General features: G+C 73.7%; 9 protein-coding genes. 3 read left to right on the top strand and 6 right to left on the bottom strand.

Translation table 11 applies throughout. The features are described from left to right. Window positions 1-171 precede the first annotated feature (171 nt). The 3 genes from HDA32_RS06090 to HDA32_RS06080 are packed head-to-tail and all read left to right on the top strand — an operon-like array spanning window position 172 to window position 3742. On the top strand, window positions 172-684 hold the full coding sequence (locus HDA32_RS06090) for a (2Fe-2S)-binding protein (RefSeq protein ID WP_179642271.1): 513 nt from the start codon (window positions 172-174) through the stop codon (window positions 682-684). Then, entirely contained in the window at window positions 681-1673 is a 993-nt protein-coding gene (locus HDA32_RS06085) for an FAD binding domain-containing protein (RefSeq protein ID WP_179642270.1), read from the top strand. The genes HDA32_RS06090 and HDA32_RS06085 overlap by 4 nt, the downstream gene beginning before the upstream one ends. Then, entirely contained in the window at window positions 1670-3742 is a 2073-nt protein-coding gene (locus tag HDA32_RS06080; protein ID WP_179642269.1) for a xanthine dehydrogenase family protein molybdopterin-binding subunit, read from the top strand. The genes HDA32_RS06085 and HDA32_RS06080 overlap by 4 nt, the downstream gene beginning before the upstream one ends. A 71-nt stretch (window positions 3743-3813) precedes the next feature. Here the strand turns inward: HDA32_RS06080 and secA2 are convergent, their stop codons facing one another. The 6 genes from secA2 to HDA32_RS06050 all read right to left on the bottom strand — a co-directional run bounded on the left by secA2 (window position 3814) and on the right by HDA32_RS06050 (window position 11558). After that, window positions 3814-6114: an accessory Sec system translocase SecA2 gene (secA2, locus tag HDA32_RS06075; protein WP_179646495.1), complete on the bottom strand. Its 2301-nt coding sequence runs from the start codon at window positions 6112-6114 to the stop codon at window positions 3814-3816. Between the two features lie 99 nt (window positions 6115-6213). Further along, window positions 6214-6795: a GTP-binding protein gene (locus tag HDA32_RS06070; protein ID WP_179642268.1), complete on the bottom strand. Its 582-nt coding sequence runs from the start codon at window positions 6793-6795 to the stop codon at window positions 6214-6216. A 191-nt stretch (window positions 6796-6986) separates the two neighbouring features. Next, window positions 6987-7655, bottom strand: a complete 669-nt coding sequence (locus HDA32_RS06065) for an SRPBCC family protein (RefSeq protein ID WP_179642267.1) — start codon at window positions 7653-7655, stop codon at window positions 6987-6989. Next, on the bottom strand, window positions 7652-10105 hold the full coding sequence (gene cutA / locus HDA32_RS06060) for an aerobic carbon-monoxide dehydrogenase large subunit (protein WP_179642266.1): 2454 nt from the start codon (window positions 10103-10105) through the stop codon (window positions 7652-7654). The genes HDA32_RS06065 and cutA overlap by 4 nt, the downstream gene beginning before the upstream one ends. Beyond that, entirely contained in the window at window positions 10102-10647 is a 546-nt protein-coding gene (locus HDA32_RS06055; protein ID WP_179642265.1) for a (2Fe-2S)-binding protein, read from the bottom strand. The genes cutA and HDA32_RS06055 overlap by 4 nt, the downstream gene beginning before the upstream one ends. After that, complete coding sequence (locus HDA32_RS06050; RefSeq protein ID WP_179642264.1) at window positions 10644-11558, bottom strand: FAD binding domain-containing protein; 915 nt, start codon at window positions 11556-11558, stop codon at window positions 10644-10646. The genes HDA32_RS06055 and HDA32_RS06050 overlap by 4 nt, the downstream gene beginning before the upstream one ends. Window positions 11559-11565 lie beyond the last annotated feature (7 nt).

Below are 11565 nucleotides of genomic sequence, written 5' to 3'. Positions count from 1 at the left end.
GGGCGCGCGGAGAGCGCGGTCGATCCAGATGTACTCGGCCTTGTACCGAGGTTCGCGGAAGTCGTGTGGCGGTCCGGCGACGGGGTCGGCTGCGAGCAGGCGGGGCGGTTAGGAAAGGGGGCGGCCCGGGTAGCCGATGGTGGGCCAGGGGTTCGTGACGAGGGGTATGGGATGGAAACCGACATCATGCTGCGGGTGAACGGCGAGGAGCGGCCGTTGCACGTGGACACGCGGACGTCACTGCTGGACGCGCTGCGCGAGCGGCTGGGCGTGACCTCGCCCAAGAAGGGCTGCGACCACGGCCAGTGCGGCGCCTGCACGGTGCTGCTCGACGGTCGCAGGGCGAACAGCTGCCTGGCGCTGGCGGTGGCCCACGACGGAGCGGAGGTCGTCACGGCGGAGGGCCTGGCAGCGGGCGAGGAGCTGCACCCGGTGCAGCGGTCGTTCGTGGACCACGACGGCTTCCAGTGCGGCTACTGCACGCCCGGGCAGGTGTGCTCCGCTGTGGGGATGCTGGCCGAGGCCGAGGCCGGATGGCCCAGCGCGGCGACGCCCCGCCTCACCGACCACCCCGTGCTCGACGACGCGGAGATCCGCGAGCGGATGAGCGGCAACCTGTGCCGCTGCGGCGCCTACGTCAACATCGTCGCCGCGGTCCGCGAGGCGGGAGGGGCCCGCCGATGATCCCCTTCGACTACCGGCGCGCCGAGGACGCCGCCGACGCCGTCGCCGCCGTCACCACCACCCCCGGCGCCGCGTTCCTGGGCGGCGGAACCAACCTGGTCGACCACCTCAGGCTCGGCGTCGCGGAACCGGACCTGCTGGTGGACGTCACCCGGCTGCCGTTCGACCGGATCGAGCGGCTGCCCGGCGGCGGCGTGCGGATCGGCGCGGGGGTGCGCAACAGCGACCTCGCCGCCGACCCGCTGATCCGGCAGCGCTACCCGGTGCTCTCGCAGGCGCTGCTCTCCGGCGCGTCCGGACAGCTGCGCAACCTGGCCACCACGGGCGGGAACCTGCTGCAGCGGACCCGGTGCGTGTACTTCCAGGACGTCACCATGCCGTGCAACAAGCGCGCGCCCGGTTCGGGCTGCTCGGCGCTCGGCGGCTACACCCGCTACCACGCGATCCTGGGCGCCTCCGAGCGGTGCGTCGCCACCCACCCCTCCGACATGGCGGTGGCGCTGAGCGCGCTGGACGCCGTGGTGGTCACTCAGGGCCCCGGCGGCGAGCGCCGCATCCCACTGGTCGGCCTGCACCGGCTCCCCGGCGACGAGCCCGAGCGCGACACCGTGCTGGAGCACGGGGAGCTGATCACCGCCGTCGACCTCCCCGACCTGGCCTTCGCGGCCCGCTCCCGCTACCGCAAGGTGCGCGACCGGGCCTCCTACGCCTTCGCGCTGGTCTCGGTGGCCGCGGCGCTGGACCTCGCCGACGGGCGGATCCGGGACGCGCGGCTCGCGCTGGGCGGGGTGGCGCACAAGCCGTGGCGGGCCGTCCGCGCCGAAGAGGCGCTGCGCGGCGCGCCTGCCACCGAGGAGTCCTTCCGTGCCGCGGCCGAGGCCGAGCTCGACGACGCGCGGCCACTGGACGGCAACGAGTTCAAGCCGCCGCTGGCCCGCAACACGCTGGTGGCCACGCTGCGCGACCTCGCGGGGGAGGAGGACCGATGAGCGGCCTGCTGGACGCCGAGGGGACCAGGGCCATCGGCGCGGACCTGGAGCGCCTGGACGGACCCGCCAAGGTCACCGGGACGGCGACCTACGCCTTCGAGCACCGGCTGGAGAACCCGGCCTACCTGCACCCGGTGCAGGCGACCGTCGCCCGCGGCCGGGTCACCGCCGTCGACGCGAGCGCGGCCGAGGCGCTGGACGGGGTGCTCGCCGTGCTCACGCACGAGAACGCCCACCGGCTGGCCGACATCGGGGACGCCGAGCTCGCCGTACTGCAGTCCGACGCGGTGGCCCACCGGGGGCAGGTGATCGGCGCGGTCATCGCCGAGACGCCCGAGACCGCGCGGCGGGCGGCGGGGCTCGTGCGGGCCGACTACGAGGTGCGGCCGCACGACGTCGAGCTGTCCGCCGAGCGCTCCGACCTGTACGCGCCGGAGAACGCCGACACCGAGCAGGGCGACCTCGTCTCGGCCGTCGCATCGGCCGCCGTCAGCGTGGACCGGACCTACTCCACGCCGATGGAGCACAACAACCCGATGGAGCCGCACACCACCGTCGCGGTCTGGGAGGACGCCGGGCTCACGCTGTACGAGTCCACGCAGGGCGCGCACGATGTCCGCACGACCGTGGCCGAGCTGTTCGGCCTCTCCCCGGAGCGGGTCAGGGTGATCGCGCCGCACGTCGGCGGCGGCTTCGGCTCCAAGGGCCCGCTGCACGCTCCGGTGGTGCTGGCGAGCCTGGCCGCCCGGACGACGGAGGGGCGACCGGTCAAGCTCGCGCTGACCCGCCAGCAGATGTTCGACCTGGTCGGCTACCGCTCCCCGACGATCCAGCGGGTCCGGCTCGCCGCCGACGCCGAGGGTCGGTTGTCGGCGATCGGCATCGACGTCGTCGCCCAGACCGCCCGCTCCAAGGAGTTCGTCGAGCAGGCCGGCAAACCGACGGAGACGATGTACGCCGCGCCGAACCGCAGGATCACCCACCGGCTGGCGGCTCTGGACGTCGCACCCCCCACGTGGATGCGCGCGCCCGGCGAGTGCCCGGGGATGTTCGGGCCCGAGGTCGCGATGGACGAGCTGGCCGCCGCCTGCGGCGTCGACCCCGTCGAACTGCGCGTTCGCAACGAGCCCGAGACCGAGCCGGAGTCCGGCAAGCCGTTCTCCAGCCGCAACCTCATCGCCTGCCTGCGCGAGGGCGCGCGCCGGTTCGGCTGGGCGGAGCGCGATCCGTCCCCCGGCGTCCGGCTGGAGGACGGCTGGCTCGTCGGCACCGGGGTGGCGAGCTCGACCTACCCGGTCAACCGCATACCCGGCTCGACCGCGGTGATCCGGTTCGGCGGCGGGCGCTACGCCGTGCGGATCGGCGCCGTGGACATCGGCACCGGTACCTGGACGGCCCTGACCCAGATCGCCGCCGAGGCGCTGGCCGTCCCGGTGGAGTCCGTGCGGCTGGAGATCGGCGACTCCGCGCTGCCCAAGGCCTCGGTCGAGGGCGGGTCCTCCGGGATCGTCTCGTGGGGGTCGACGATCACGGCCGCCGCCCGCGCGTTCCGCGACCGGTACGGCACCGCCCCCGCCGAAGGCGCCGAGGCCCGGGCGGAGACACCGGAGGACACCGCGAGCAGGCGGTTCGCCATGCACGCGTTCGGCGCCCAGTTCGCCGAGGTGCGGGTGCACGCCGACACCGGCGAGGTCCGGGTGCCGCGGCTGCTGGGCGTGTTCGCCGCCGGGCGGATCATCAACCCGCGCACCGCCCGTTCGCAGTTCATCGGCGGGATGACGATGGGGCTGTCCATGGCGCTGCACGAGGACAGCGTCATGGACCCGCGCTTCGGGTGCGTCGTCAACCACGACTTCGCCGAGTACCACATCGCCGCCAACGCCGATGTCGTCGATCTCCAAGCGCACTGGATCGACGAGGAGGACCCCCACGTCAACCCGATGGGGGCCAAGGGGATCGGGGAGATCGGCATCGTGGGCACCGCGGCGGCCGTGGCCAACGCCGCCCACCACGCCACCGGCGTCCGCGTCCGCGACCTTCCGATCACCCTGGACGCGTTCGTGCGCTGACCTCGGCGCCCACCGGGACAACCGCCGCGGACGGAGAAGGTCGGGACCGGCGCGGGTGGGCCGCCGTGGCCTCACCGGTTCCCGGACACGGCGTTCCTGACCCGGCCGACGACCGTTTCGAACTCGGTGCTGAACGGGTGCTCCTGGACCATGTAGGTCCAGGTGATGGAGGGGCGCTTCACGCCGGCCCCGGCGACGTCGACCCGGCCGTCGGCCACCGGCGCCTCGTCGAACGCCTCGGCCGCGCGTGCCCGCGCGTCGTCCAGGAAGCCCTTGAACGCCGGCGCCGCCTCGGCGTTGAACTCGTCCAGCGGATTGCGGCGGCCGAGGAAGCGCAGGTGGATGCCCTCGCGCAGGTCGGCGAGGAACGCCAGGTGGTCGGTCCAGCCGCGGTCGAGGTGGTACAGCGTGACCAGCCGGGCGGCCCGCGCGGTCTCCTCCTCGCCGACCTCCTCCACCAGTTCGGCGTGGCGCTCCGGGCGGTCCGAGGCGAGTTGGCGGTCGGCCAGGTCTCCGCTCAGGACGTTCTCGCGGTGCTCCAGCACGACGCCGCGCTGCAGGTCGATGAGCTTGCTGTAGCGCCAGGTGTTGCGGTGCAGCTCCAGCAGCCGCCCCTCGGCCACCCGCTGGGCGTGGTCGACGGTGTTGCGCCACGCGGAGTCGGTGATCTCGCCCTCGGCGGTCACCTCGTAGCCCCGGCTCTCCGGCGCGTTGTTGGCGACCAGGTCGTCCTCGACGCTGACGAAGAACCGCGAGCTGCCCGGGTCGCCCTGCCGCCCGGACCGGCCGCGCAACTGGTCGTCCAGCCTGCTGCTGGGGTAGCGGCCGTAGCCCATGACGTAGAGCCCGCCGGCCTCGACCACCCGGTCGCGGTCGGCCATGTCGCTGCCGCCCAGCCGGATGTCGGTGCCGCGGCCGGCCATCTGGGTGGAGACGGTGATCGCGCCGTGGGACCCCGCCTCGGCGATCACCCCCGCCTCCTCGGCGTCGTTCTTGGCGTTGAGCACGGCGCAGTCCAGTCCTTCGGCCGCCAGCCGCTTGGCCAGCCGCTCGGACTCGGCGACGTCCTGGGTGCCGATGAGGATGGGCCGGCCCGTGGTGTGGACCTCGGCGACCTCGGCGACGAGGGCGTCCTCCTTCTCCTCCGGCGTGGCGTAGAGACGGTCGGCCTCGTCGACGCGCACGCACGGCTTGTTCGGCTCGATGACCGCGACCTCCAGCTCGTAGAACTCCCTGAGCTGGTCGGCGACCGCCATCGCGGTACCGGTCATGCCGCATCGGACGGGGTAGCGCAGCAGCAGCGCCTGCACCGTGATGGAGTCCAGGACCTCCCCGGTCTCGCTGACCGCGACCCCCTCCTTGGCCTCGACCGCGGCCTGCAGGCCGTCGGGCCAGCGCTGCAGCAGCGCGATGCGGCCGCGGGACTCGTTGACCAGCTTCACCTCGCCCTCGCGCACGATGTAGTGCACGTCGCGCTCCAGCAGCGCGTGGGCGTGCAGGGCGAGGTTGACGCCGGGAAGGACGCCCGGGTCGTCCCCGGAGTACAGGTCGACGCCGTCGAGCCGCTCCTCGACCGCCTCGATGCCGGCGTCGGTGAGCTGGACGTTGCGGCCCTCGTCGTCGATCTCGTAGTGGATCCTGGGCCGCAGCTCCCTGACCAGGTCGGCCATTGCCGCGTCGGACTCGGCGGCCTCGGCCGCGCCGGCCAGCACCAGCGGCACGCGCGCCTCGTCGACCAGGACGGAGTCGGCCTCGTCGATGAGCGCGACGCCGGGCTCGGGCACCACCAGCGCCGACTCGTCGGTGGCCAGCCGGTCGCGCAGCACGTCGAAGCCCAGCTCGCTGACCGAGGCGTAGGTGACGTCGGCGGCGTAGGCCGCGCGGCGCTCCTCGGTGCCGGACTCCTGGCCGATCCGCGCCACGGCCACGCCCAGCAGGTCATACACCGGGGCCATCCACTCGGCGTCGCGGTGCGCGAGGTAGTCGTTGACGCTGATCACGTGCACCCGCTGGCCGCGCAGCGCGAACCCGGCGGCGGCCAGTGCGCCGGCGAGCGTCTTGCCCTCGCCGGTGGCCATCTCGGCGACGTGCCCGTCGAGCAGCGCCATCACGCCGAGGAGCTGGACGTCGAACGGCCGCTCCCCCAGCGCGCGGCGGGCGGCCTCGCGGCCGACCGCGCACAGCTCGACCAGGTCGTCGCGCTCATAGGGCAGCTCGGCGTTGCCGAGCTCCGCGGCCTTGGCCGTGAGTTCGGCGTCGCTCAGTTCGAGCAGCGCGGATTCTCGGTCGTCGATCGACGTCAGCAGCTTCGTATAGGGGCGCAGATCCACCGAACCCGGTTTACCGAGAACCTGGCGGACGCGGGCGGCCATTCGTCCGAACACCACAGCAGGGTAACGCGGCGGAGGGGCGAACGGTTCCCCACATACCCGGCAATCTTCTCCGGCCGCGGCGGCCGGCGCGGGCGGGTGCTAGTGGACGAGCTGGCGGCGCTGGCGCGCCTCGACCGCCATCGCGTGCTTGACCAGGGTGACCAGGGTCTTCAGCACCGATTCGCGGTCGCGGGCGTCGCACGGCACGACCGGGACCTCGGGGTCGAGGGCGAGCGCGTCGCGCAGCTCGTCGACGGTGTAGTCGTGCTCGTCGGTGAAGGAGTTCACGGCGATGAGGAACGGCAGCCGGTACTGCTTCTCGAAGTAGTCGATGGCCTGGAAGGAGTCCTCCAGCCGGCGGGTGTCGACCAGGATGACGGTGCCCAGCGCGCCGCGCGCCAGGTCGTCCCACATGAACCAGAACCGCTGCTGACCGGGGGTGCCGAAGAGGTAGAGGGTGAGGTCGGTGTCGAGCGAGATCCGGCCGAAGTCCATGGCGACGGTGGTGCTGGTCTTGTCCGGCGTCTTGGACAGGTCGTCGATGCCGACGCTGGCGGAGCTGACGGCGGCCTCGGTGCGCACCGGGGGGATCTCGGAGACCGCGCCCACGAACGTCGTCTTTCCGACGCCGAACCCGCCGGCGACGATGATCTTGGTGGAGAGCTTCGGGGAATCGTTCACTTGTCTGTAGTCCTCGCGACGCTGGCTCAAGCGCGTGCCGCCCCGGCGGGCGGGGCGGCGACCGTGCCGGGTTAGGGGGTGTGGCCGCAAGATCGACGGCTACCAAGCGAACCTAGCACCGCGAGGGCGTGCCGTGTGACCGTCCTGAGACTCCGCGCAGGTGTGAGACGCGGCGCATGTTCGGCGCCCTCTCAGCCCTTGCGGCGGCGGCCTGCGAGTACGCCGATGAGCACTCCGGCGAACGCGATCGCGGCGCCGAAGACCGCCCCCTTGACGAATTCGCCCTCGTTCGCGCCCGCGCCGACCGCGGCGGCGCGCCCGGGGAAGGTCGCCGGGACCGCGGCGCCGGTGCCGGCCGCCGCGGCGGATTCGGTGGCGGGCGCGGCCGGCTGCTCGGGGACCGCCGCCGGGACCGCCGTGCGGCCGGTGAGCTCGCCGTCGATGGCCGTGAAGAACTCCCCCGCCATCTTCCTGGCCACGCCGGTGAGCACGCGCTGGCCCACGCCGCCGACCATCCCGCCGACGACGGCGTCGGCGTCGTAGGTCAGCTCGGTGCGCCCGTCCCCCAGGTCGGCCAGCCGCACGGCGACATCGGCCTTGACCGTGCCCGGCCCTCCGGCCCCCGAGGCGCGCAGCACCAGCGAGGAGGGCTGCTCCAGGTCGGTGAGCTCCACGTCGCCGAGGAACGTGCCCTTGATCGAGGCGACCCCCGCGGTGATCGTGCCCCGGTAGCGGTCCGGGCCGGTCGTCTCCAACCGCTCGCAGCCCGGGATGGTGCGGGCCAGCACCGCCGGGTCGAGGATGGTGGCCCACACCTTGTCGGCGGGTGCGTTCAGGGTGGCGTTGCCCGTGACCTTCATGTGTCTTGGTTCTCCTGTTCGTGACTGAGGGCCCGGGCCGTGTCCCCGGACCGGCGGTGCAGCGGGCGGATCTCCCCTGCGGCGAACCCGGCCCGCAGGTGGAACAGCTCCGAGGGCGAGATCGGCATGGCGCGGATGGGGAAGCCCTCGGCGTCCTCGATCGCCGCGGCGAGCACCGCGGCGCCGGGGATCACGCCGGCCTCGCCCGCGCCCTTGATGCCGAGCGGGTTGAGCGGGCTGGGCGTCTCCAGGTGGTCGATCTCGATCCGGGGCACCTCGCTGGCGTAGGGGACGAGGAAGTCCATGAAGGAGGCGTTGAGCAGCTGGCCGCCGGAGTCGTAGGCCATCCGCTCGTACAGCGCCCCCGCCACGCCCTGGGCCACGCCCCCGTGTACCTGCCCCTCGACGATCAGCGGGTTGACCAGCTTGCCGCAGTCGTGCACGACGCAGTAGCGCAGGATCGTGATCTCGGCGGTCTCGGGGTCGGTCTCCACGATCGCGGCGTGCATGCCGTTGGCGAACGTGCAGCGCAGCGGCGAGTAGAAGTCGGTGCCCTCCAGGCCGGGCTCGTCGTCGTCGGCCACCGGCGGGCGGTCGTGGTCGGTGCCGCCGCCGAACTGGGTGGCCGCCTTCGACGCCTCGTCGAAGGCGTAGCGCAGCGGGTTGGACAGCACGGCGACGGTGCCCAGGTCGATGCCCGCGCCGGGGTTGCCCTTCACCTGGACCCGGCCGTCGGTGATCTCCAGGTCGCCGGCGTCGGCCTCCAGCGCGTCGGCGGCGATGCGCAGCGCCTTGTCCCTGAGCCTGCGCGCGGCCAGGGCGACCGCGCTGCCGCTCATCACCGCGCCGCGCGAGGCGTAGGTGCCCACCGAGTAGGGCATGCGGCGGGTGTCGCCGGTGGTCACCGAGATGTCGGACATGGGCACGCCCAGCTCGTCGGCGACGATCTGGGCGAGGATCGTCTGGTGCCCCTGGCCCTGGCTGGTCAGCCCGGTGGCCACCCGCACCCTGCCGCTGGTCTCGACCTGCACGTGGCCGCCCTCGTAGGGGCCGGGGCCGGTGCCCTCGACGTAGCAGGCCAGCCCGATGCCGACGCGGCGCCCTTCGGCCCGGGCCCGCTCCCGGTAGGACTCGAAGTCGTCCCAGCCGATGAGGTCCTTCAGCTTGGCCAGCGACGCGGGGAAGTCGCCGGAGTCGTAGACGAGCGGCCGGCCGTCCTGGAACAGCAGTCCCTGGTCGTAGGGCATCTCGTCGGGCTGGATGAAGTTCGCCGCGCGCACCTGCGTGCGGTCCCTGCCCAGGTAGTCGGCGATGGCGTCCATGGTCCGCTCCATCGCGAACACGCCCTGGGGCCGGCCGGCGCCCCGGTAGGGGGTGACGATGACGGTGTTGGTGTAGAGGCTGCGGAACTCCACCCGGTAGGCGCCGGGCTTGTAGGGGCCGAGCAGTTGGGTGGAGGTGACGATCGGGACGATGATGCCGTAGGGCAGGTAGGCGCCGTTGTCGTGCAGGATCCGCACGTCCAGGCCGAGCAGCCGGCCCTCGTCGTCGAAGCCGGCGCGCACCCGCTGGTGCTGGCCGCGCTCGTGGGCGGCGGAGACGAAGTGCTCTCGGCGGTCCTCGGCCCACTTGACCTCGTGGCCGAGCAGCCGGGCCGCCCACGGCACCATCAGCTCCTCGGGCCACGGGTGCATGATCTTGACGCCGAACCCGCCGCCGACGTCGGGGACCACGACCTCGACCTGGCCGAGCTCGAGGCCCAGCTTGGCGGCGACGGCGGCGCGCACGCCCGAGGCAGTCTGGGTCGAGCTGTACAGCCGCAGCATCCCGTCGGCGCCGTCCCAGCGGGCGTAGACGCCGCGGCCCTCCATCGGGGTGCACGCCGAGCGCTCGATGTCCAGGTCCAGTTCGAGCGTGTGCGGCGCCGCCGCGATCGCGTCGGAGGCGTCGCCGACCTCCTGCACCAGGTGCGCGGCGACGTTGTCGGGCATGCCGGCGTGCACGACGCGTTCGGCGCGCTCGGCGTTGTCGATGCCGACGACGGGGTCGAGGAGCTCGTAGTCGACCATGATGCGCTCGACCGCGTCCTCGGCCGCGTAGCGGTCGCGGGCCACCACCATCGCCACCGGCTCGCCGACGTGGTGCACGTACTCCTTGGCCAGGGCGTAGGGCGTACGGCCGTCGAGGATGGCCGGGTGCGGGATGAGCAGCGGCAGCGGCTCGGCCATCGCCCCGGACAGGTCGTCGTGGGTGTAGACGGCGACCAGCCCGTCGACGTCGAGGGCGGCCATGACGTCGACGTCGCGGATGCGCGCGTGGGCGTGCGGGCTGCGGACGAACGCCGCGGCGTAGGCGCCGGCGCCCAGGTCGTCGAGGTAGCCGCCGCGCCCGGTGACCAGTCGCTCGTCCTCGGTGCGCTGAACGGGCGCGCCGAACATCTTGGTCGTCACCGGTGTCCTCCCTCCGCCCGGGCCCGCGCCGCCCCGGCCTGCTCCGGAACCGCCGCCGACGCCGCGCGCCGGAGTTCGGCGGCGCGCAGGACCGCCTTGACGATGTTGACGTAGCCGGTGCACCGGCACAGGTTGCCGCCGATGGCCTCGCGGGCCTCCTCCTCGGTGGGGTCGGGGTTGTCCTCCAGGAAGGCGGCCGCGACGGTGAGGAAGCCGGGCGTGCAGAAGCCGCACTGCAGGCCGTGGCACTCGCGGAACGCGCGCTGGACCGGGTGCAGGTCGCCGTCCGGACGGGCCAGCCCCTCGACGGTGGTGATGTCGTGGCCCTGGGCGCTGACGGCGAACATCAGGCACGAGCGCATGGGCCTGCCGTCGATCTGCACGGTGCACGCCCCGCACACCCCGTGCTCGCACCCGACGTGGGTGCCGGTGAGCCCGAGGTCGTGGCGCAGGCAGTCCGACAGCAGCCGCCGGGCGGGCACCGTCGTCGTGTGCGGCGCGCCGTTGACGCGCAGCCGGATCTCGTGGAGTTCCTCGCTCATCGTGCGCTCCTGGTTCCGGTCGGGTCGAGTCCGGGCACCGCGGTGTCGTGGGCCGCGGCGTCGGCGGCCTCCCGCAGCGCGCGGGCGGTGAGCACCCCCGCGAGGTGGCGGCGGTACTCGGCGGTGGCGTGGATGTCGGTCTCCGGCTCCGTCCGGTCCCGCGCCAGCCGTCCGGCGGCGGCGAAGTCGGCGGTGCCGGGCGCGCGCCCGGCCACCGCCTCGGTCAGGTCCAGCACCAGCGGGACCGGCGACATCGAGAGGTAGGCGGCGCGGGCCGCCTCGATCCGCAGATCGGCGTCGAGGGTGACGACGGCGGCCACGCCGCACACCGCGTAGTCGCCGTGCCTGCGGGCCACTTCGACGAACGCGCTGCCGCTGCCCGGCGCCGGCCGCGGGAAGCGGGCCGCGACGGCGAGCTCGTCGGGGCGCAGGCAGCTCTCCATCGGCCCGATGAAGAAGTCCGCGGCCGGCACCGTCCGGGTGCCGGATGCGCCGGCCGCCTCCACCGCGCCGCCGAGCAGGGCGAGGACCGCGGTCATCTCCGCCGACGGGTCGGCGTGGGCGAGGCTGCCGACGGTGGTGCCGCGGTTGCGGATGACGGGGTGCGCCACCAGCCGCAGCCCCTGGCGCAGCAGGGGCACCGCGGCCGCAGCGGCGCCGTCGGCCTCCAGCCGGGCGTGCCGGACCAGCGCTCCCACGCGCACGCCGTCGGCGTCGACGTCGATGCGGTCCAGTCCGGTGACGCCGTTGATGTCCACGAGGTGCTCAGGCGCGGCCAGGCGCATGTTGAGCAGCGGGATCAGGCTCTGCCCGCCCGCGAGCACCTTGCCGTGCGGCCCGACCTCGGCGAGCGTCGCCAGCGCCTCGGCCGGCGTGGTCGGAGCGTGGTAGGAGAAAGCCGGTGGTTTCACGGGACTC

The sequence above is a fragment of the Spinactinospora alkalitolerans genome, assembly GCF_013408795.1.
GTDB lineage: Bacteria > Actinomycetota > Actinomycetes > Streptosporangiales > Streptosporangiaceae > Spinactinospora > Spinactinospora alkalitolerans.
Note: the sequence above shows the minus strand (reverse complement) of the source record. Positions and strands in the feature narration are given on the sequence as shown.